This is a genomic window from Alteromonas sp. 4NH20-0104 (assembly GCF_057547795.1).
This window is the reverse complement of record NZ_BAAJLP010000013.1, coordinates 106,314-127,025: the sequence shown is the minus strand read 5'-3', so window position 1 is coordinate 127,025 and position 20,712 is coordinate 106,314. Positions and strand designations below refer to the sequence as shown.

19 protein-coding genes and 1 pseudogene are annotated in these 20,712 nt (G+C 49.8%); 14 read left to right on the top strand and 6 right to left on the bottom strand.

Translation table 11 applies throughout. From position 1 onward, the window contains the following. The first annotated feature begins 146 nt into the window (after positions 1-146). From AC27IB_RS11380 to gpsA, 4 genes are read left to right on the top strand one after another with little or no spacing between them, the layout of a single operon-like run. On the top strand, positions 147-572 hold the full coding sequence (locus AC27IB_RS11380) for a rhodanese-like domain-containing protein (protein ID WP_487120969.1): 426 nt from the start codon (positions 147-149) through the stop codon (positions 570-572). Positions 573-592: 20 nt separating this feature from the next. Continuing rightward, complete coding sequence (gene grxC / locus AC27IB_RS11375; protein WP_296049477.1) at positions 593-850, top strand: glutaredoxin 3; 258 nt, start codon at positions 593-595, stop codon at positions 848-850. Between the two features lie 39 nt (positions 851-889). Beyond that, positions 890-1,396: a protein-export chaperone SecB gene (secB, locus tag AC27IB_RS11370; RefSeq protein ID WP_105936198.1), complete on the top strand. Its 507-nt coding sequence runs from the start codon at positions 890-892 to the stop codon at positions 1,394-1,396. A 7-nt stretch (positions 1,397-1,403) separates the two neighbouring features. After that, positions 1,404-2,405: an NAD(P)H-dependent glycerol-3-phosphate dehydrogenase gene (gene gpsA / locus AC27IB_RS11365; RefSeq protein WP_487120967.1), complete on the top strand. Its 1,002-nt coding sequence runs from the start codon at positions 1,404-1,406 to the stop codon at positions 2,403-2,405. A gap of 98 nt (positions 2,406-2,503) precedes the next feature. On the opposite strand, the gene trmL is transcribed toward gpsA, so the two are convergent. Further along, positions 2,504-2,968 (bottom strand): tRNA (uridine(34)/cytosine(34)/5-carboxymethylaminomethyluridine(34)-2'-O)-methyltransferase TrmL, encoded by a 465-nt coding sequence (gene trmL, locus AC27IB_RS11360; RefSeq protein WP_296049472.1) that lies wholly within the window; start codon positions 2,966-2,968, stop codon positions 2,504-2,506. 61 nt (positions 2,969-3,029) lie between these two features. After that, positions 3,030-4,004 (bottom strand): alpha/beta fold hydrolase, encoded by a 975-nt coding sequence (locus AC27IB_RS11355; protein ID WP_296049471.1) that lies wholly within the window; start codon positions 4,002-4,004, stop codon positions 3,030-3,032. 238 nt (positions 4,005-4,242) lie between these two features. On the opposite strand from AC27IB_RS11355, the pseudogene AC27IB_RS11350 reads away from it, so the two are divergent. After that, a pseudogene (locus AC27IB_RS11350) lies at positions 4,243-4,500 on the top strand (energy transducer TonB); the annotation flags it as partial. A 10-nt stretch (positions 4,501-4,510) separates the two neighbouring features. Here AC27IB_RS11350 and AC27IB_RS11345 read toward each other — a convergent pair. Then, on the bottom strand, positions 4,511-4,927 hold the full coding sequence (locus tag AC27IB_RS11345; protein WP_296049467.1) for a methylglyoxal synthase: 417 nt from the start codon (positions 4,925-4,927) through the stop codon (positions 4,511-4,513). 242 nt (positions 4,928-5,169) lie between these two features. Here AC27IB_RS11345 and AC27IB_RS11340 point away from each other — a divergent pair, with 242 nt between their 5' ends. The 8 genes from AC27IB_RS11340 to AC27IB_RS11305 all read left to right on the top strand — a co-directional run bounded on the left by AC27IB_RS11340 (position 5,170) and on the right by AC27IB_RS11305 (position 14,274). Further along, positions 5,170-5,292, top strand: coding sequence for a hypothetical protein (locus AC27IB_RS11340; RefSeq protein WP_296049465.1), 123 nt, complete (start codon positions 5,170-5,172; stop codon positions 5,290-5,292). A 124-nt stretch (positions 5,293-5,416) separates the two neighbouring features. Further along, positions 5,417-6,436, top strand: coding sequence for an N-acetyl-gamma-glutamyl-phosphate reductase (argC, locus tag AC27IB_RS11335; protein ID WP_296049463.1), 1,020 nt, complete (start codon positions 5,417-5,419; stop codon positions 6,434-6,436). Then, on the top strand, positions 6,429-7,220 hold the full coding sequence (gene argB, locus AC27IB_RS11330; protein ID WP_296049462.1) for an acetylglutamate kinase: 792 nt from the start codon (positions 6,429-6,431) through the stop codon (positions 7,218-7,220). Before argC ends, argB begins: the two co-directional genes overlap by 8 nt. Before the next feature lies 1 nt (position 7,221). Then, a complete protein-coding gene (locus AC27IB_RS11325; protein ID WP_487120963.1) occupies positions 7,222-8,133 on the top strand; it encodes an ornithine carbamoyltransferase in 912 nt (303 codons plus the stop codon). 14 nt (positions 8,134-8,147) lie between these two features. Then, a complete protein-coding gene (locus tag AC27IB_RS11320) occupies positions 8,148-9,356 on the top strand; it encodes an argininosuccinate synthase (RefSeq protein WP_296049459.1) in 1,209 nt (402 codons plus the stop codon). Positions 9,357-9,358: 2 nt separating this feature from the next. Beyond that, positions 9,359-10,741: an argininosuccinate lyase gene (gene argH, locus AC27IB_RS11315; RefSeq protein WP_487120961.1), complete on the top strand. Its 1,383-nt coding sequence runs from the start codon at positions 9,359-9,361 to the stop codon at positions 10,739-10,741. Positions 10,742-10,747: 6 nt separating this feature from the next. Continuing rightward, entirely contained in the window at positions 10,748-12,058 is a 1,311-nt protein-coding gene (argA, locus tag AC27IB_RS11310; RefSeq protein ID WP_487120959.1) for an amino-acid N-acetyltransferase, read from the top strand. Between the two features lie 1,082 nt (positions 12,059-13,140). Then, positions 13,141-14,274: a hypothetical protein gene (locus AC27IB_RS11305; RefSeq protein WP_487120957.1), complete on the top strand. Its 1,134-nt coding sequence runs from the start codon at positions 13,141-13,143 to the stop codon at positions 14,272-14,274. Between the two features lie 367 nt (positions 14,275-14,641). Here the strand turns inward: AC27IB_RS11305 and AC27IB_RS11300 are convergent, their stop codons facing one another. Next, positions 14,642-14,719 carry a transposase gene (locus AC27IB_RS11300; protein WP_296049503.1) on the bottom strand — a complete coding sequence of 26 codons (78 nt, stop codon included), beginning with the start codon at positions 14,717-14,719 and terminating at the stop codon, positions 14,642-14,644. A 321-nt stretch (positions 14,720-15,040) separates the two neighbouring features. Here AC27IB_RS11300 and AC27IB_RS11295 point away from each other — a divergent pair, with 321 nt between their 5' ends. Beyond that, on the top strand, positions 15,041-15,901 hold the full coding sequence (locus AC27IB_RS11295; protein WP_487120955.1) for an alpha/beta hydrolase family protein: 861 nt from the start codon (positions 15,041-15,043) through the stop codon (positions 15,899-15,901). 313 nt (positions 15,902-16,214) lie between these two features. Here AC27IB_RS11295 and AC27IB_RS11290 read toward each other — a convergent pair whose 3' ends face one another. Together AC27IB_RS11290 and AC27IB_RS11285 are read right to left on the bottom strand one after the other, a co-directional pair. Continuing rightward, positions 16,215-17,906, bottom strand: coding sequence for an NAD-dependent malic enzyme (locus AC27IB_RS11290; protein WP_487120953.1), 1,692 nt, complete (start codon positions 17,904-17,906; stop codon positions 16,215-16,217). A 42-nt stretch (positions 17,907-17,948) separates the two neighbouring features. Next, positions 17,949-20,600, bottom strand: a complete 2,652-nt coding sequence (locus tag AC27IB_RS11285; protein WP_487120951.1) for a penicillin-binding protein 1A — start codon at positions 20,598-20,600, stop codon at positions 17,949-17,951. Positions 20,601-20,712: the final 112 nt, after the last annotated feature.

Below are 20,712 nucleotides of genomic sequence, written 5' to 3'. Positions count from 1 at the left end.
ATGTGAATTAACCGTCTGCAGTACAGTAATTTAGCCCTCACAGCGTTGTAATAACTGGGCTTCCTCTGCGCAAAGCTGGTTTCTGTTGTTTTTTTCTATATACTTTGCACTCTTTTTTTAACATACCGATGCATTGGGAAGACGTAATGGATCAACTCATCGAATTTGCTGGCAACAATATTATACTGGCAGGGATCTGGCTAGCGCTGGTTGTTATGCTGGCATACACCTATGTCAGTGGCCTGATTTCCCCTGTCAAAGAAGTCAGTGTGCACGAAATGACTTTGCTGATTAACCGTGAAGATGCAGTGGTTCTTGATACCCGCGCTGCCAATGACTTTAAGGCAGGTCATATCACTGGTGCCCGGCAAATCAAACCGGAAGAGGTTCGTGAAAAGAACTTCAGTAAGCTTGAAAAACTTCAAGACACGCCCATTATTGTTGTTTGTGCTATGGGTAACAGTGCTCGCGGCGTAGCCGCAGCCATGACCAAAGACGGTTTCAGCAAAGTGAACGTGTTAAAAGGCGGTATGAACGCCTGGTCTCAAGCTGGCTTACCCGTTGCTAAATAATCAACTACAAGGCCGCTATTGTGAGTAAAGTCGAAATCTACACCAAAGCTTATTGCCCATTTTGCACCAGGGCTAAGTCCCTGCTACAGCATAAAGGTGTTGAATACACCGAATATGCCATCGATGCGGAACCGGCTTTGCGCGATGTTATGATTGAGCGCGCAAACGGCGGTTACACAGTGCCGCAAATATTCATTAACGACCAGCATATCGGCGGTTGTGATGATATGTTTGCCCTGGAAAGACAGCAAGAGCTCGATCCACTGCTGGCCAGCTAATTATTCTTATAAAATTTAAAATTACACTTAGGTAAAAACATGTCTGAAGAAAATCAAAGTAATCAAGAAAACGCCGCTGCCGGCCAGGGTCAAGCGCCTCAGTTCAATATCCAGCGTATTTACACAAAAGACATTTCTTTTGAATCGCCCAATGCGCCGGGCATTTTCACCAAAGAGTGGAAGCCAGAAATCAAACTGGACATTGATACCTCTACTGACAAGCTCGATGGCAACCTGTTTGAAGTCGTACTGTCGGTGACTGTTACGGCAACCATGGGCGAAGAAACGGCTTTCCTGTGTGAAGTAGAACAAGCTGGTATTTTCATGATTGGCGACATGCCAGAGCAAAATAAAGCGCACATGCTGGGCTCTTTCTGCCCGAATACCTTATTCCCGTATGCCCGCGAAACCATTTCCAACCTGGTTAACCGTGGCACCTTCCCGCCATTAAACCTGGCACCAGTAAACTTCGACGCGATCTTTGCTGCTTACATGCAAAAACGCGCTCAGGAAGCACAAGCATCTCAGCAACAGCTGGACGCCTAAGCCGCCTATGAATGACGCGTCGGTAACCGTTCTTGGAGCAGGGTCCTATGGCACTGCTCTGGCTATTTGTTTAGCCCGCAATAATACGCCCACAGTGATATGGGGCAGAGATACTGCGAAATTAGCCGCCATGGCAGATAGCCGCCAGAACGAACGGTATCTGCCCGGCGCACCGTTCCCCGATGCGCTCTCAGTTGAAAGCGATTTGGCCACTGCTGTTGCGCAAAGTCGCGACATTTTAGTGGTGGTGCCAAGCCATGCCTTTAAAGGCATGCTGGAACAACTGGCGCCACTACTGAACGACGCTCATCGCATTGTATGGGCAACCAAGGGCCTCGAGCCTGGTACTGGCCGGTTGTTAAAAGAAGTGGCTCTGGAAGTACTTGGCGAGCGCTATCCGCTGGCCGTGCTGTCCGGTCCGACCTTCGCTAAAGAAATGGCGGCGGGATTGCCCACGGCTATCTCCCTGTCTTCCACTGACGATGAGTTTATCGATGCGATGGCCGCTAAGCTCCATTGCGCCCGCTCATTTCGGGTGTATAAAAACCCTGATTTCACTGGTGTTCAACTTGGCGGCGCGGTTAAAAACGTTATCGCGATTGGTGCCGGACTGGCCGATGGGCTGGGTTTTGGTGCCAATGCCCGAACTGCGTTAATTACCCGCGGATTGGCTGAACTTACCCGTTTGGGCGTTCAGGCCGGCGCTCAGCCAGAAACCTTTATGGGAATGGCCGGGTTAGGCGATCTGGTGCTTACCTGTACCGACAACCAATCCCGTAATCGCCGCTTTGGTCTTGCTTTAGGCAAAGGTACGTCGGTTGATAACGCCATAAGCGAAATTGGTCAGGTAGTTGAAGGTTATCGTAACACTGAGGAAGTGGTTATTCTGGCCCGCAAGCTCGGTGTTGAAATGCCCATCTGTGAACAGATTTATGCCGTGCTTTACGAGGGTAAATCGCCCAAAGAAGCCGCTCTGGCCTTACTAGGCAGAGAGCTTAAGTCTGAATAACAAGCATTGGCTTGTTATTCATGCCGGAATTGCGAAGCAATATCCGCTAGCCCCTTAAATTATCTGATCAACTAAACAGGCTCTAGCCTGTTATTCACCTACCGCGCGCCTTCATAACCAAACTGTCGCCACGACTCATAAACAAAAACCGAAACCGCATTAGACAGATTCATACTGCGACTGTCTGGCAGCATGGGTATGCGCACTCGTTGCGCCGGCGGTAGAGCATCAATGATATCGTCGGGTAATCCTCGTGTTTCCGGGCCAAACAGTAAGGCGTCCCCTTTTTGGTACTCAACATCCGAGTGAAAGGCTTTGCCTTTGGTTGTGCAGGCAAATACCCGGGTTGGTTTACGCTCTGCCAGAAACGTTTCAAAACTAGCGTAACGCTTTACGTCTGCAAACTCATGGTAGTCCAGCCCGGCCCGGCGTACTCTTTTATCATCCCAGTCGAAACCCAGTGGCTCTATGAGATGCAACGCATAACCGGTATTCGCGCACAAGCGAATAATATTACCGGTATTCGGCGGAATTTCAGGTTGGTATAACACAATATCTAACATGGCAATTCACTGTTCACTAAGTCGGGATGCATTATGAAAGGTTTCACTCAGCCGGTCAAAACTAGCCGGCAAAGAAGTCCAGTATGCGGGTCATAACCGGTTGGCGGATGGCATCTCGCTCGATTAGGATCTCGTGACGGGCCCCGGCCACCGCAATGTATTCTGCATTGGCAAAACTGGCCGCCACCCGCTGCTGTCGTTTGTTATCAACCACGGTGTCTTCGGTGGCACTGAACACCAGGGCAGGCAATGTAATTTGCTGCGCATGTTGTTCCACCTTCCACATGGCCGCGCTGGCCGCGGCAAGCCATTGCGGTGTCACGCCGCCTAGCTGAATCTCGGGCTGTTCAGCGTACAGGTTTCTGAATAACTGATACCGTATCTCACTACTGGTAAGCCGGTTAACCATAAAATCATCGACATGATAATCGCGCTGACCAAAGAAATAGCCCGAACTCCCCGGCAGCAGCCAGTTAGCACAGCGGTTAACCCCGATTAATACTTTAGCCAGCCACTCGGGTAAAGCCGGACGAATCCCAAACATGGGCGAACCAAATACCACCCGATTAAACTGGGCAGGCCGTTGCAGGATGGTTAGCGCACCAATGGCCGAGCCCATGGAATGGCAGAGCAGATTTAACGCCCCGCGCTGCTGTGGGGTAACAATCTCGTCGATAAAGTGGCACATGTCATCCACGTAGTGCTGAAAATCGTCGATGTATCCCTGATGAGGATTAACCGTCATACGGCCAGACAGCCCCTGCCCCCGGTGATCCAGCACAAATACCGCAAAACCGTTGCGGTAAAGCTCATAAATCACTTCTTTATATTTAAGCAGTGATTCAATGCGGCCAGAGCTGATAAGCACCGATTGCCTGGCTTGCTCGGGAACACAGTAGGCATAACTAACTCTGATATCACCGTTTCCCTGAAAACTTCCCTGGGTCACATGTTCATGCCAGAACGGCGCAATGTAATCTGAGAATTGTTGTTCTAACCGGGATTCGGTACACAGGTACCAGTTATGCTCTGTCATAGGATTTACAGCGATGTTGCCAAATGGTGTTCAGCTTGAATTAATCCCCCCCTGATGGCAATGTAATTTTGGCAATCGCTACATTTACGAAAAAGGAAAATCGAATGAACAAAGCAATCAGGATGCTGGGGATAGGCGCGTTTATAGCGTTTTGTAGCGCTGCATGGGCAGGCACCCAACCGCCGCGACAAGCCCCATAATATCTACCGATGATATTGCGCTGGCCGAATCCAATTTAATTGTGCGTATTGATCCTAAATACCCCTCTCAGGCGGCCCGCGACGGCCTTGAAGGTTGGGTTATGCTGTCTTACAACATCGATAAGCACGGCAGCGTTAGCGATATTACGGTGCTCGACGCCAGCCCCAAATAGATCTTCGACCGCGAGGCTCGCAGGGCACTGGCCAAATGGCGCTATAAACCCGCCGTTACAGGCGGCAAGGCACAGGCTGAGCCCGGCGTAATGGTGTTACTGGAGTTTCGCCTCAGCGACTAAATGGCGGTCATTACTTACCGTAATCCGGCACCAGACGCTGGTGACCGGCATCGCTGAACAAGGGTGAAGTGACCACCAGATCTGCCGTTGCCGGGGTACAGGCAACCGGAACATTCCATACAGAACACAATCTCAGCAACGCTTTCACATCCGGGTCATGAGGTGCCGGATTCAGTGGATCCCAAAAGAAAAACAGCGCATCAAGCTTTCCCTCTGCAATCAGTGCACCTATCTGCTGATCACCGCCAAGTGGTCCACTTTTATAACGGTGAACTTCCAATCCGGTCTCATCACTTATCAACTTTCCCGTGGTACCGGTTGCCACCAGTTTGAAAGGTGCTAACAGAGGCTGATGATTTTTGACCCATTGGAGTAATTCGGCTTTTTTATGGTCATGGGCGACCAGAGCAACAGTGCGGGCTGTCATGCTATTTCCTGTTTTTATTTTGTATGACTTTTGGCGAACTATGGCAAATCCTGCTACATCCGGCAAGAAATTCAAAATAAATTGTTGAAAAACCGTCATCCCAGCCACTTTTATTAAATATTTATACAAAATTATTGCATAAATATTCCAGAATTGTATCATTGGCAGTTATTAAGATTCCGCATAGTGTTTGTGCCTGACTACACTAACAATGTAGCGGACGAAAATGACAGGATTAGGACATGAATATTAAAACCAACCGACATCACGTTGCGGTTGCCTCAAACCAGTTTAGCTCTCCCCTGGCTGGCTACACTATGCAGTGCAAATGGCGACGATGGGGAACATCAACGCCGAAGAAGTAATGCACTAGTATGCGTAGCGCACTTTTTGCCTTTGTGGTTTTAATCGGCCTGCTCACAAGCACCAACACAAAGGTAAAAAGTGTTTTTTTAATTTTGTAACCCATCAATTTCAAACGATCAGATTATGTTTAACGTAGCAGTGATAGGCGCCAGCGGCTATACCGGGGCGCAGTTAGTGAGTTTAATTACCGGACATTCACACATGACTTTGCAGCATGTTTTGGTGTCTGAGAACAGTCAGGACGCAGGCAAAACCATCGCCCAGTTGCACGGTAACCTGGCGCACCTGACCCAACATGTACTTGAGCCCCTGGCCCCTCATCGTCTGGCCGAACTGGCCAATAGTATGGACGCCATTTTTCTGGCCACGCCCCATGAAGCCAGCCACGACTGGATGGCCGAATTATCATCAGGAAAGGCCAAAGTATTCGATTTGTCAGGCGCATTTCGTCTGAAAGACACCGAGGTATTCGCCAGTTATTATGGCTTTCCTCACACCTCAGAAGCCTGCCTGGAGCAAGCTGTGTATGGTCTGGCTGAATATAACAGTAAGGCAATTGCACAAGCGGATATCGTTGCGGTGCCCGGTTGTTACCCTACCGCTTCGCTGTTAGCGTTAAAGCCATTGTTCGATGCCGGTGTTCTGGATGAGTCAGTCCGCCCTATTATTAATGCCGTCTCCGGCGTTAGCGGCGCCGGCCGCAAGGCCAACCTGGGCACCAGTTTCTATGAAGTCAGTCTGCAGGCTTATGGGGTGCTTGGGCATCGTCATACGCCGGAAATCGAACTCCACCTGGGTACGCCGGTAATCTTCACGCCGCATCTGGGTAATTTCAAACGGGGCATCCTGGCTACCGTTACCGTTAAACTTAAGCAAGGCACCAGCCAAACTGCACTGGATAATCTATATAGCGAAGTGTATGGTGAGCAGCCTGTTGTGCGTTTGCGCGAAAGTTTCCCGAAAATTGATGACGTTGCGTTTACGCCCTATTGTGATTTGCACTGGAAGGTAGATGAACAATCCGGTTACGCGGTCATTACCAGTGCCATCGATAATGTAATGAAAGGTGCGGCCTCCCAGGCCATGCAGTGTGCCAATTTAGCGCTGGGATATCCGGCGACCGAGGGATTGATCAATGGCTGACGTTAAATCGCCGGTTGTTATTAAAGTGGGTGGCGCTCTGCTGGAAAATCCACAGATTGCAGGCCAGTTATTATCTGAGATCAAAACACTGCAAAGCCAGCGTCCGGTAATATTGGTCCATGGTGGTGGTCCATTGGTTGAAACGCTGCTGGCAGCCATGCAACTCACCAGTACCAAGATTGATGGACTGCGAGTGACACCCGACGAGCAAATGCCTTATGTTTGCGGCGCATTGGCTGGCAGTGCCAATAAAAGCTTATGCGGTCTGGCGATAGGTGCGGGTATTACCCCCGTTGGCTTGTCCTTGCTGGACGGCGGTATTACTCATTGTACAGTACTCAACGAAAAATACGGTGCCGTGGGTGTACCGGCAGCCGGAAAACCCGAACTGCTCAACCAATTGCTTAGCGCTGGCTTCCTGCCGGTGATTAGTTCTATTGGCAGTAACACCGACGGACGCCTGCTTAATGTCAATGCCGATCAGGCCGCCACAGTGATTGCAGAACTCATGGGCGGCGACCTGTTATTGTTATCAAACGTAGACGGCGTACTCGATGCAGACAAACAGCTTATTCATGAGCTCGGGCAGTCACGTTTCGATGATGAGGTGGCAAAGGGCGTGATCAAAGACGGCATGTTGGTTAAAGTGGCTGCGGCAATGCAAGCCGCCACCGAACTGGCTAAGCCGGTAACCATTGCTAACTGGTCAGCGCCGCTGACAGCAATATTAAATAATCAATCCGGAACACGCGTAATTCCGGCCTCCCAGACATCTGGAGTATAAAATGAAGCAGGATTTATTGACGTTTGCTAACTGGACACCAGAGCAAATGCAGGCACTATTGTCATTAGCGGTACAAATTAAACAGGCACCCCAGGCTTATTCTCAAGCCCTGGCCGGTAAGTCAATTGTTGCCCTGTTTGAGAAACCGTCGCTGCGTACGCGCGTGAGCTTTGACATAGGTATTAACCGTTTAGGTGGCCATATGGTTTACTTAGACAGTCAGTCTAACAAACTGGCCGGTCGTGAGGACTCGGTAGATGTTGCCGCGAACCTGGCCTGTTGGGCCGATGCGATCGTCGCCCGGGTCTACTCACACAGCACGCTGGAAACCTTTGCCGAAGCGGCCAAGGTACCGGTGATTAATGCGCTGTGCGACAAGTATCATCCTTGTCAGGGCCTGGCCGACTACCTCACTTTATTCGAAAAGTTTGGTAGCTGCGAAGGCCTTACAATGGCCTACGTCGGCGATGGCAATAATGTCACGCATTCACTGCTGATTGTTGGCGCGTTGCTGGGCTGCCATCAGGTAGTGGTAACGCCGGAAGGCCATGAAGCAGCACCAGAAATGGTGGCTCAGGCCAAAGCAATTGCCGAACAGACCGGTGTGAAAATTATTGAGTCAAATGACGTTGCCGCTGCCAAAGGCGCCAACGTGATTTATACCGATACCTGGTTATCAATGGGCGACGATACGCCACTTGAAGCCATTAAAGAGAAATTTATGCCGTATCAGGTTAACGAGGCCTTAATGGAACTGACTGGTGCAACCCATGTATTGCATTGTCAGCCAGCCCACCGTGACCTGGAAATTACCGGCAGTCTGATGGACAGCGACGCCTCGCTGTTAATGCAACAGGCTGAAAACCGGATGCACGGCCAAAACGCAATTTTAACCCATTTACTTGGAGCCTAGTCAGGACACTCATTATGCGCAAAATCAATAAAGTTGTGCTTGCCTATTCAGGCGGTTTAGACACATCAGCCATCATTCCATGGTTAAAAGAAAACTATGACTGTGAAGTTGTCGCGTTTGCGGCAGACGTTGGTCAGGGTGACGAAGAGTTAGAAGGCTTAAAAGAAAAAGCCATCGCCACGGGTGCCAGCGAATGCTACATCGTGGATTTAAAAGAAGAATTCGTTAAAGAATATATATTCCCAACCATTACTACCGGTGCCGTATACGAAGGTGAATACCTGTTAGGTACGTCGATGGCGCGCCCGGTTATTGCCAAAGCGCAGGTAGAGATTGCCCGTAAAGTTGGTGCCGATGCATTGTGTCACGGTTGTACCGGTAAAGGTAACGACCAGGTGCGCTTTGAAGGGGCGTTTAACGCCTTAGCACCAGACCTGACAGTTATCGCGCCATGGCGTGAGTGGGACATGGTATCACGCGAAGATCTGCTGGCTTACTTAGCCGAGCGTGACATCAAGACCACCGCATCTGCCACCAAAATCTATAGCCGTGATGCCAACGCCTGGCACATCTCTCACGAAGGTGGTGAACTGGAAGATCCGTGGTGTGAACCAAGCAAGCAGGTTTGGACCATGACCGTTGATCCGGAAGAAGCGCCGGATCAGGCAGAGCGTATTAACCTGAAGTTTAACGAAGGTGCACTGACTCACGTAAACGGCGAGGAAGTCTCCCCTTACGAAGGCCTGGTTGCGCTTAACACGCTGGCAGCAGCGCACGGTGTAGGCCGTATCGATATCGTTGAAAACCGCCTGGTGGGCATGAAGTCACGTGGTTGTTATGAAACCCCGGGAGGCACCGTTCTGCTGAAAGCTTATAAAGCGCTGGAAACCATGGTACTGGACAAAGCGTCACTGAAATACCGTGAACAGCTGGCACTGGAATTTTCTCACGTCATGTACGATGGCCGTTGGTTTACCCCGCTGAGTGATGCGCTGATTGCCGGCGCGGCCTCTTTTGCCAAATACGTCACCGGCGAAATTGTGGTTAAGCTCTATAAAGGTCAGGCTACCGTCACTCAGCGTCAGTCGCCTAACAGCCTGTACTCTGAAGACTTTGCCACCTTTGGTGCCGATGATGTTTACGACCAGAAACACGCCGAAGGCTTTATCCGTCTGTTTAGCTTATCAAGCCGTATTGCGGCCTTGAAAAAGCAGGGAGAGTAATCATGGCATTGTGGGGAGGCCGGTTCGCTGCCGGCAGCAGTAACATGTTTCGCCAGGTTAACGATTCATTACCGTTTGACCAGGCCATGGCCGCGCAGGATATGGAAGGCTCCATCGTATGGTCGCGCGCACTGGCTAAAGCCGGTGTACTGACCGCCGAGGAACAGCAGCAACTGGAAGCGGCACTTAGCGACTTAAAAGCCCAGGCAGAAGCCGGTGAAATTGACTTTAACGCAAGTGGCGAAGAAGACATTCATAGCTTTGTAGAAGCCGCGCTGATCGACAAACTCGGCGATGTGGGGCGTAAGCTGCACACCGGCCGAAGCCGTAACGATCAGGTCGCAACCGATTTCCGTTTGTGGTGCCGCACCCACATTGAATCATTGAAAACCGATGTTACGGCGGTAGTACGCAGCTTGCTGCATACCGCCAGTCGTCACCAACAAGCGATCATTCCGGGTTATACGCATTTACAGCGGGCCCAACCAATTCGCTTTCCCCACTGGTGCCTGGCTTACGTAGAAATGTTTAAGCGTGACTTAAGCCGTTTAAACGACCTGCATGCGCGCATGAATCAGTGCCCATTAGGCTCTGGTGCATTGGCTGGTACGACTTATCCGGTAGACCGTGACGAAATTGCCGATCAGCTGGGCTTTACCAGCCCGTGCCTGAACAGTCTGGATGCCGTATCAGACCGTGATTTCGTACTGGAGCTGTTATTTACCGCCAGCACCAGCATGATGCATTTATCCCGTCTGGCCGAAGACTTAATCTTTTATAACTCCGGCGAAGCGGGCTTTCTGCAACTGGGCGACAGCGTGACCTCTGGTTCATCGCTGATGCCACAAAAGAAAAACCCGGACGCACTGGAATTACTGCGTGGTAAATGTGGTCGTGTATTTGGTCACTTGCAAGCGTTGCTGGTTACCATGAAAGGCCTGCCACTGGCCTACAACAAAGACATGCAGGAAGACAAAGAAGGCGCGTTCGATGCGGTTAACCAGTGGCATTGCTGCTTGTGTATCGCGTGCGAAGTGCTCGATAGCCTGGCGCTCAATGAAGAACGCTGCCGCATTGCTGCAGCACAGGGGTATTCAAACGCCACTGAACTGGCTGATTACCTGGTAGGTAAAGGCATTCCGTTCAGAACCGCTCATGATATCTCCGGCCAGGTGGTATTGCTGGCGCTGGAGCAGAATGCCCCCATTGAAGATTTATCAATCACCCAACTGCAATCGGTATGCAGTGAAATTGACGAAGATGTTTACCCGGTTTTACAGCTCGAATATGGCGTGGACAAACGCAATATTCTGGGCGGAACCAGTGCCGAAACCGTTACCAAAGCACTGTATGAAGAACTGGAAAAACTGGATAAGTTAGGATAATTACCAATGGTGCTATCGCATCACGAAAGTATCGGACTGTTCAGAAGTTCGGCGCCTTACATCAATGCACACCGGGGTAAAACCTTTGTGCTGATGTTTGGTGGCGAAGCCATTGAAGACGACAACTTTCCCAATATTATTCAGGATATCGCCCTGCTCAGTAGCCTTGGCGTTCGCCTTGTGCTGGTGCATGGGGCGCGTCCGCAAATTGATCAACGGGTGGCACTGCGCAAAACTGAAGCTCGCTTTAGTCACGACGTGCGTATCACCGATAAAGAAACCCTGGAGTGCGTGAAAGACGCGGCCGGCTCAGTACGCTGCCATATTGAAGCGCTGCTGACTATGGGTTTGCCTAACTCACCTATGCACGGTGCACACATTCGTGTATGTACCGGTAATCTGGTGGTTGCGAAGCCTATGGGGGTACTCGACGGTATCGATTTTGAAAATACCGGCCAGGTGCGTCGTATCGACACCACGGGGATCAACGATCACCTCAACGACGGCTCTATCGTGCTGCTGTCGCCAATGGGCTACTCTTCTACCGGCGAGGTATTTAACCTGTCCCATGAAGACGTGGCTACCCAGGCGGCTATTGCATTGAAAGCTGATAAGCTCGTGGTGTTTTCAAATTATTCCGGCATTTTCCGTAAAGACGGCAAACTCATCCGCACCATTGAGCGTAACCTGCTTGAGCAATTACACCGTGACGATGAGTTAATGACCGAACCCACTGTTATCCGCGCGCTGACTACCAGCGTTGCCGCCGGAATTCCGCGCGCTCACTGTGTCAGTTACGAAACAGACGGTGCACTGCTGCAGGAGCTGTTTACCCGGGATGGTGCCGGTTCACTGGTGATGGAAAACCATTACGAACAGCTCCGCGAAGCCACCATCGATGATGTAGGCGGCATTCTGAATCTCATCAAGCCGCTGGAAGAAAGTGGCGTGCTGGTAAAACGTTCCCGCGAACGTTTAGAGAATGAAATTCATCAGTTTATCGTTATAGAACGGGACGGTATGATCATCGCCTGTGCTGCCCTTTATCTGTATCCTGATGACGGTTCTGCTGAGCTTGCCTGCGTGGCCACACATTCCGATTATCGCGGTAAAAACCGTGGCGAACGTATTCTCGATGAAGTGCGCGAACGCGCCATTGCGGCCGGGATCCAGCGTCTGTTTGTGCTGACCACGGTTACCGGTCACTGGTTTCTGGATCAGGGTTTCAAGGCGGCAGACGTGGACGCATTACCGGCGCAAAAGAAAGAACTGTATAACTTCCAGCGTAAATCAAAAGTCTATACCCTCGATTTATAGCTGTAGCCTGCACTGTAGCCGGGCTCCCCGGTTGCAGTGGCAGTATCCCGGAGGGATCCCCACGAATTTAATTTCATGGACTTCCGGCCCAGGCCCTTCAGCTATGGAGCTGTACCATTATGAGTGCAGCTATCCACTGTCCTATGGTAAACCGTATTCGGCAAGCGACAGCCCTGAGTCCAAGGTAATGGAATGATAGTGTGCGTCTTGTCTCTGTATTGGCTTGGAATCGTCGATGCTTGTTCGAAGAAACGAGCACCATACCCAGTAATATAGCCTCGAGTGATGCTAACGTAGTCAGCAATAGCAGTATTGTTAGGCGCTCCTTTTTCACGCTTTTGCTCTGTTCATAGCCAAGCCCGAACTTGGTACTTTTCATGTCTCTGAAGCCTTTTTTAATTTGTATGCGCTGGCGATAAATAGCCACAACTTGTTTCGATAAGCTTCGGTGAGAAGCCAGTGATGTGGCTAACAGCCTCGGGGCTTTTGCTCCTTGTGCGTGGGTTTTCGAATGCTTAGATGCCTTGCGTGTACCATCTGGATTTAAAGCGTGGCGTCCTTTCGTTTTCTGTTTAAAGAGAATAAGCGTGCAGGTAAAGGGGTTGCTTCTTACTATTTGGCTGTTATCAAAACGCTTCGCCCGACAGGTCGCTTGAGCGTAGAGGTGACGAATACACTGCCAAGTATTACCGCTGTTGGGCGAATAAAAATAGTTGGCATATAGATGCAAATATAAACTGAGTTTCACTTAACAAATGCGGGTTTGAAAGCAAACGGTCAGCACGTTTAATCCGATGTTTTTCAAAGGCTTTAGTATTAATGCCACGACCTATGCTCGTTACTGTCGCAGCGTTTCCATTAAGCAGGCTTTTCACGCACGCCATTACCGCGGTTAGTCGCGCTTTTATGCCAGGTAGTTAAACAGTTCCATAAATACCTCAGGGTCAGCGTACATTTATCGAACGATTACTGTACGCTGACCATTTTACATTAAACTTTTTGTAGAACTATTTTGACAGTTGCCCCAACGAATGTTAATAACTCCGTTTCTAAAGATCAACTTTAAAACGGACGTTTACCAAATGGACTCAGTATCAAAAGCGCTTTTAATAACGATCTTACTCCTCGGCGCATTATCAACAAATGTTGCCTTTTCTCAAGACTTACAAGTCTTCGCCTGCGATGATTGTAGTTTTTCGGAAGCGAAACAAATTGCATCACAAAACGCACCTGACAACGCTTGCGAATCAGATGGTTTTGGCGGTGGACCTAATTTTTGCCCTCCAGTATCGCAAAACATAATAGTGGCGAAGTTTTCAAACTCCTCTGCTTGGAAATTTGAAGTAATAACCAATAAAGATTCAAATGGTCAGGAGTTCTACCAAGTTTATGAATTAGCGCCTTCACCTGAAGAGAGTGACTTGATCCAGGATTTCTTTACTCTTTATAACGATTTCGATTTATCTGCGGCCACTGTTAGTCATTATGATTATAGCAATGCGATGGAATCCCCGGAAAGTTACCCGATGAATGATGTTGCCAATGTTGATGGAATGGAGACCTGTGACTCCCCTCATCCAACTGACTACTTTAGAAATGTAAATACCCGCTCTACGATGAAGACTGATCTTGCTGGAGCGATTGAGCAACACATGGCTGGCCAGACTTCCGTTGAATATCAATCAGAAGCTTTACCGAATGGTGGAGGATTTTCGATAGGGAAAGGATCCATAGGAGCATCAGTTTCTCTACAGTATTCAGAACGAAAAATCATCGTAACAAAATGGTATAACGGACAGAATTACCTGGCATTTAATGTATTCCTTAAAGCACAATTTGATCCAGGTTCTCAGAAGTATTTAGCAAAGGTTGCGTTAGGTTTAAGTAAAATTCACTCAAAAATCGATGGAATACAAGCCGATGAGCTGCTAGGTGATACTGGCAGCTCTTACATCAGCGACACTGAGGGTGCTGAGCTATCTCCCTGTACTATTGAGTATATCAGAAAAAAAGGTGAAAAAGTCGAAGATACAAGCTCGCCCTCTGGTTCTGGTACAAAAGAAGACCCTTTTGTCGGCGGCTCAACCCCCCCCTCATGGGCTATTTGCAGGGAAACCTATGCTGTACAGACATGTTCAACACCAGCTGAGGGGCAACAGACTTGTACCAATGCAAACATTACCTTTTTAACAGCTTGTAGCGCTATGAATAATTAACGCCTTAGTTTATTGTTTAAGGCGTCGATAAACTCAGCACTTTAAAAAATTCAAGGGGGTAGGAGTTTGAGGGAACCCCACGATTTTAATTTCATACGCTTCCAGCCCAGGCTGCGTCTATTAGGTAGCTGCACCACCTGAGTGCAGCTTTCCAATGTCCTATGGTAAACCGTATTCGGCAAGCGACAGTTCCGAGTCCAAGGTAATGGAATGACAGCACGCTTCTAGTTTCGGTATTGGCTTGGAATTGACGATGCTTGTTCGAAGAAACGAGCACCATACCCAGTAAAATAGCAACCAGTGATGCTAACGTAGTCAGCAATACCAGTATTGTTAGGCGCTGCTTTTTCACGCTTTTGTTCTGTTCTTAGCCAAGCCCGAACTTGGTGCTTTTCATATCTCTGAAGCCCTCTTCAATTTGCATGCGTTGGCGATAAATAGCCACAACTTGTTTCGATAAGCATCGGTGAGAAGCCAGTGATGCCTAGCGTGTACCATCTGGATTTGAAGCGTGGCGTCCTTTCGTTTTCTGTTTAAAGAGAATAAGCGTGCAGGTAAAGGGGTTGCTCCTTACTATTTGGCTGTTATCAAAACGCTTCGCCCGACAGGTCTCTTGAGCGAAGAGGTGACGAATACACTGCCAAGTATTACCCCTGTTGAGCGAATAAAAATGCGGTTTACGAACCCGCCCGACAAAATACCCCTCTTTCATATTGTTAAGAGTTCGTTATAATTGGCTTAAACTGGTTAGACCAGAAGGTCATCTATGCTGTCTCCCCACGCTGTCACTATCGAGTGTACAGACGATGTCTGTTTATCAGGCTTACTCTATAAGCCCTTAGCGGCGCCCCTTGCGACCGTTATGATTGCACCGGCAACCGGTATAAAACAGGGCTTTTATACTCGTTTCGCCACCTTCCTGGCGGAACAGGGCATTGCCGTGCTCACCTTTGATAACCGCGGCATCGGCGATTCGCCGAAAACCCGCCGGGTGATGCGCGAAACCCGCTTGCAGGACTGGGGCCAGAAAGATATGCCGGCGGCGCTGGCTTTTCTGCAACAGCAATTCCCAGCCCGGCCCACCCACTTAATAGGGCACAGCGCCGGTGGTCAGTTAGCCGGGCTGATGCCTAACGCCACCGAGCTCACCAGCCTTATAACCTATGGCAGCTCTTCCGGCTGTTTGCGTAATTTTACCGGCAGCTACAAGTACCAGGCACAGTTCTATATGAACGTGTTTATTCCACTCACCAACGCATTATTTGGTCGCACGCAATCGCACTGGATGGGGATGGGTGAGCCGCTGCCCAAAGGCGTAGGCGCTCAGTGGCGACGCTGGTGTAATGGTCAGGGTTATGCCAAAACCGAGTTTGGTAGTCATATTCAACAGCAGTATTACGATCAGCTCACTCAACCTGCATTGTGGCTAAGAGCCATCGACGACCAAATATCACCAGAGGTTAATATGGAAGATATTCTCACGGTATATCAAAACCTCAGGGTCACGCGAAAAGTACTCGATCCGGACATGCATGGTCTGAAGCATCTTGGGCATATGCGTTTTTTCTCCAAACACGGATTACCTTTCTGGGCTGACATTGTGAGCTGGATAGTTAAGCACTCATAACCGTGTTAGAAAAAAAGAGGGGGCACTCCATCGCCCCCTGAGGATCAAAAGAAGGGAACAACAAACGCTTCATCCAGTCGGATTGACGTTGTTGAGACACATCTGAAAAGCAATGTGCAATGCATGCCCTAGTGAAGCAAGTGCATTACACTTAAGTATAATCAAGAGCCGTGCCAAAACAGACTTTTATATAATAAACAGTGAGTTAAATTGAAATATTGAATTGAGAGAGGGAGATGGGGTCGGTAAATGTTGCAAAACGATAACAGTTTTTTCCGACTACGCCCCTGCGTAGCCGGAATATTGGTCACAATTAGATGCTAACCCGCTTGTAGGGGCGGTATTCCGCCCGCCAGTAGTTTTTCTCAATACTGGCTAACAGGTTGTCGTCAGTTTGCTCCAGTGCCAGGCCTTGCTGCATAGCGACCTTAGCCACATCAAAGGCGATCTGGCGACTGAGAGCCGAGATCTTTCTCAGTGGCGGTAGTAGTTCGCCTTCACCGGAATTAGCCAGCGGCGAAGCATTGGCCAGCGCATTACTGGCGGCCATCAGCATTTCATCACTGATTAAGCGTGCCTTAGCAGCAATGACACCCAGGCCAATCCCTGGGAAGATATAGCTATTATTACACTGGGCTACCGGATACACATTGCCTTCGTATTCGACGGGCTTAAACGGACTGCCGGTGGCGATGATCACCTCCCCTTCGGTCCATTCAATAACCTGTTCAGGACGCGCTTCCACCTGACGTGACGGGTTACTAAGCGGAAAGATAATGGGCAGTTCGGTGTGGCGCTTCATGGCTCGCACCACATGCTCAGTAAACAAGCCGGGCTGGCCAGATACACCAATTAACACATCAGGCTTAGCGCAGTTAACCACATCCAGTAGCACCGGATATTCACCGCTAAACGACCAGTCAGCGATTTCGTCCTGACTATGTTGGAGTTTTTGCTGGAAGTCGCGCAGCCCCTCCTGACCTTCCATCACCAGACCGTAGCGGTCGACCATAAAGATTTGCTTACGGGCCTCTTCATCCCTGAGTCCTTCAGAACACATTTGTTGGATCAGCATCTCAGCAATACCACAACCGGCCGAGCCAGCACCGACAAACACCACTTTTAGTTCAGAGAGCTTTGCCTGCTTCATTCTGCACGCGGCCAGAATGGTGCCCAGGGTCACCGCAGCCGTGCCCTGAATGTCATCGTTAAAACAGCACACTTCATTTCGATAGCGGTTCAACAGTGGCATCGCATTGGGTTGGGCAAAATCTTCAAATTGAATAAGAGCTTCAGGCCAGCGGCGATTGACAGCCTTGATAAACAAGTCGAGGAATTCATCGTACTCGGCCTGACTGATACGCGGGTGACGGGCCCCCATGTACATCGGATCATTCAGCAGTTTTTCGTTATTGGTCCCCACATCCAGCATTACCGGCAGAGTGTACGCCGGTGAAATACCACCACAGGCGGTATACAGGGAGAGTTTACCGATGGGTATACCCATTCCCCCGATGCCCTGATCGCCAAGGCCAAGGATCCGCTCGCCGTCGGTCACTACAATGACTTTTACTTTACGTTTGGTCGCGTTACGGACGATATCATCAATTTGATCGCGCTCTTCCCAGGAAATAAACAAACCACGGGAACTGCGATAGATATCTGAAAACTGCTCACAGGCATCCCCTACGGTAGGGGTATAAATAATCGGCATCATTTCTTCAATGTGCGATTGGATCAGACGGTAAAACAGGGTTTCGTTGTTATCCTGAATAGCGCGTAAGTAAATATGCTTATTCAGCGGCTCATCGAAGGAGTTGTACTGCAGGTAAGCCCGCTCTACCTGCTCTTCGATAGTTTCGTAGCGCGGGGGTAACAGACCGGTAAGATTAAAGCGCGCCCTTTCCTGAGCGCTGAACGCGCTGCCTTTATTGAGTAAGGGAGTTTCCAGCAAAGACGGGCCGGCATGCGGTATATACAAATATCGCTTATCGTCATCAGACATTGTTATTAACCAGTTTTTATATTGTCGTTATCAGTATAGACGTTAGAAGATTTCCTCTACGTCAGGCGTTGAGTCTTCCTGCTCAGCCGGATCCATGACGTCATCTTCTAAGACATACACGGTCGGCTCAGTGCCCCTCAGGAAATACTCGAATAGTGTGGTATGGTCTGTACGTCGGGTCAACTTCCCACTGGTACGATCAATTCGCACCCGTACGATATCATCGGGTACCGACATAGCTTCTTCCGGCTCGTCTTCAAGCGCTACCTGCATAAAGCGGATCCACGCTGGTTGTGCTGCCATAGCACCACTCTCCGTGCCTACCATGGCATTACCAATCCAGCCGAAGCGGTCAGGATCCCGTTTGGCCAGCGGATTATTATAAGCCGCTCTGCCAAGTTGCCTTGTCATGTCATCAAAACCCACCCAGGCGGTGGCGACCAGGTTGCGGCTGAAACCACTGAACCAGGCATCCCGGGAATCATTAGTTGTACCGGTTTTACCAGCCAGATCGGTGCGTTGCAGAATGTTTCTGGCGCGCCAGCCAGTGCCCTGCCAGTAAGTCTTTTTGTTCCAGCTGCCATTGGCTCTGACGGCGGTACGCATCATATCTGCGACTAAAAATGCATTCTGAGCTGAAATTACCCGGGGCGCTGCGATAACTTCTGCAATATCCGACTGGGCTGGCAGCGACTGATTTAACTCCGCAGCTAACAGCGCCTCAATATCGGTTTCCTGCTCGTCCTGGTTCGCCTTTTCTGCACTGCTTTCTGCGCAGTTATCGCAGGCAACTACCGGATTGGTTTGCCATAACACTTCCCCGGTTTCATTGAGTACCCGGTCGATAAAATACGGCTCAATTAAGAACCCACCGTTGGCTATCGTAGCCATACCGCGAACGATCTCCAGTGGCGTATGAGAACTTGAGCCCAGCGATACGGTTTCATCACGGTGGATATCCGTTCTGTCCAGACCAAAGTGGGTCAGGTGTTCAATGGTATTGTCCAGCCCTACACCACGCAGTAAACGCACTGACACCACGTTTTTAGACTTACCCAGTGCCACCCGCATACGGATAGGCCCGTCGTATTCAGCCGGTGAATTCTGCGGTCGCCACGCGACGCCGGTTGCTTCATCCCACTCATTGATTGGCGCATCGTTGATAATACTGGCAACGGTATAGCCATTATCGAGCGCCGCCGAATAAACAAATGGTTTGATATTTGAGCCCACCTGACGTTTGGCCTGAGTCGCCCGGTTAAACTGACTCTGATAAAAGCTGTATCCGCCAACAATGGCCTGTACCGCGCCATCATGCGGGTCCAACGCAACAAAGGCGCCGCTGACCGCGGGTAATTGAGCCAGCCGCCACAGACCATCCTGCTGCCGGATATAAACAATATCACCCGCACTGACAATATCAGACGCCTCGGAGGGAGGCTGGCCTTGCCGGCTATCGCTTAAAAATGGCCGGGCCCAGTCCATACCCTGCCATTCAATGACCCGCTCAGTGCCAGTGACATCCCGGGTGATAAAAGTTTGCTCATCGACGCTGATAACCGCTACCGGGAACACAAAACCAAACGCGCCGGCATTGTCTAACTGACTGATCACCGCTTCTTCCGTTACCTCACAAGGCCAGTACGGATAAAGTGGTGTGGTCTCGCAGCCGGATTCTGCCTCGTCAGTCTCCGGCGTTGGCTGATCTTTTTGTTGTGGCCACAAGCGTGCCACCGCGCCGCGATAACCATGACGTTCATCGTAATCGTGTAAATTCTGCTTTACTGCATTTTGTGCCGCCTGCTGTAATTCAGACGAAACGGTCGCATAAACCTGGTATCCGCCGGTCTCCGCTTCTTCTTTGCCATACAACGTCACCATTTCTGAATAAATCAGATCGGCCAGGTAAGGGGCATCCAGTTCAATTTCTGCACCATGCTTCTCGGCTGTAACCGGCGCACTGGCAGCTTCATCAAATTGCTGGCGGGTAATGTAACCTTCATCGAGCATCCGCAGTAGCACAATGCGACGGCGCTCCACCGAACGTGCCGGACGGCTCACCGGGTTCAATACTGAAGGGGCCTGGGGCAAACCAGCCAGCGTAGCTATTTGCGCCAGCGTTAGTTCGTCGAGTCGCTTGCCATAGTAAACCTGGGCCGCTGCGCCAAAACCAAAAGAGCGGTGTCCGAGCTCCACCTTATTTAAATACAGCTCGAAAATTTCGTCTTTGCTGAGCTCGGCTTCCATATGCAGAGCAATAAACACTTCCTTTATTTTACGAATATAGGTTTTCTCTCGGGTTAAAAAGAACCCCCGTGCCAACTGCTGGGTTAAGGTACTTGCACCCTGACTTTTCTCGCCGGTCAGAACAAGGTTAATGAAAGCCCGTGTGATGCCGATAGGATCAATACCGAAGTGCTCGTAAAAACGATTATCTTCTGTTGCCAGGATGGCCTTTTGCAGTAAATCCGGGGCCTGTTCCAGGGTAACCGGGATGCGGCGTTTAACGCCGTACTGCGAGATGAGTTTACCGTCATGCGTATAGATACGCATAGGCGTTTGCAATCGCACATCTTTCAGGATTGCAACGCTGGGCAGGTCCGGCTTGATATAAAAATAAATACCCGTAAGTGCAATACCGCCGAGCAGTGCACCGACAAATCCGAGCAATAAGAAGGTTTTGATATACTTCACAATAAGAATAAACAGGGCTTTTCTGCAAAAATGACTTATATTTTATACCTAAGTGTATTTATTAGAACCATTAAATAGAAAAAATTTAAGTAACATCTTATGTTAGAAATTG

Bases quoted from the DNA above. Each gene is read 5' to 3' on its own strand.
- AC27IB_RS11380 (WP_487120969.1), top strand. From the start codon at position 147: ATGGATCAACTCATCGAATTTGCTGGCAACAATATTATACTGGCAGGG.
- secB (WP_105936198.1), top strand. From the start codon at position 890: ATGTCTGAAGAAAATCAAAGTAATCAAGAAAACGCCGCTGCCGGCCAG.
- gpsA (WP_487120967.1), top strand. From the start codon at position 1,404: ATGAATGACGCGTCGGTAACCGTTCTTGGAGCAGGGTCCTATGGCACT.
- trmL (WP_296049472.1), bottom strand. From the start codon at position 2,968: ATGTTAGATATTGTGTTATACCAACCTGAAATTCCGCCGAATACCGGT.
- AC27IB_RS11355 (WP_296049471.1), bottom strand. From the start codon at position 4,004: ATGACAGAGCATAACTGGTACCTGTGTACCGAATCCCGGTTAGAACAA.
- AC27IB_RS11345 (WP_296049467.1), bottom strand. From the start codon at position 4,927: ATGACAGCCCGCACTGTTGCTCTGGTCGCCCATGACCATAAAAAAGCC.
- AC27IB_RS11340 (WP_296049465.1), top strand. From the start codon at position 5,170: ATGAATATTAAAACCAACCGACATCACGTTGCGGTTGCCTCAAACCAG.
- argC (WP_296049463.1), top strand. From the start codon at position 5,417: ATGTTTAACGTAGCAGTGATAGGCGCCAGCGGCTATACCGGGGCGCAG.
- argB (WP_296049462.1), top strand. From the start codon at position 6,429: ATGGCTGACGTTAAATCGCCGGTTGTTATTAAAGTGGGTGGCGCTCTG.
- AC27IB_RS11325 (WP_487120963.1), top strand. From the start codon at position 7,222: ATGAAGCAGGATTTATTGACGTTTGCTAACTGGACACCAGAGCAAATG.
- AC27IB_RS11320 (WP_296049459.1), top strand. From the start codon at position 8,148: ATGCGCAAAATCAATAAAGTTGTGCTTGCCTATTCAGGCGGTTTAGAC.
- argH (WP_487120961.1), top strand. From the start codon at position 9,359: ATGGCATTGTGGGGAGGCCGGTTCGCTGCCGGCAGCAGTAACATGTTT.
- argA (WP_487120959.1), top strand. From the start codon at position 10,748: ATGGTGCTATCGCATCACGAAAGTATCGGACTGTTCAGAAGTTCGGCG.
- AC27IB_RS11305 (WP_487120957.1), top strand. From the start codon at position 13,141: ATGGACTCAGTATCAAAAGCGCTTTTAATAACGATCTTACTCCTCGGC.
- AC27IB_RS11295 (WP_487120955.1), top strand. From the start codon at position 15,041: ATGCTGTCTCCCCACGCTGTCACTATCGAGTGTACAGACGATGTCTGT.
- AC27IB_RS11290 (WP_487120953.1), bottom strand. From the start codon at position 17,906: ATGTCTGATGACGATAAGCGATATTTGTATATACCGCATGCCGGCCCG.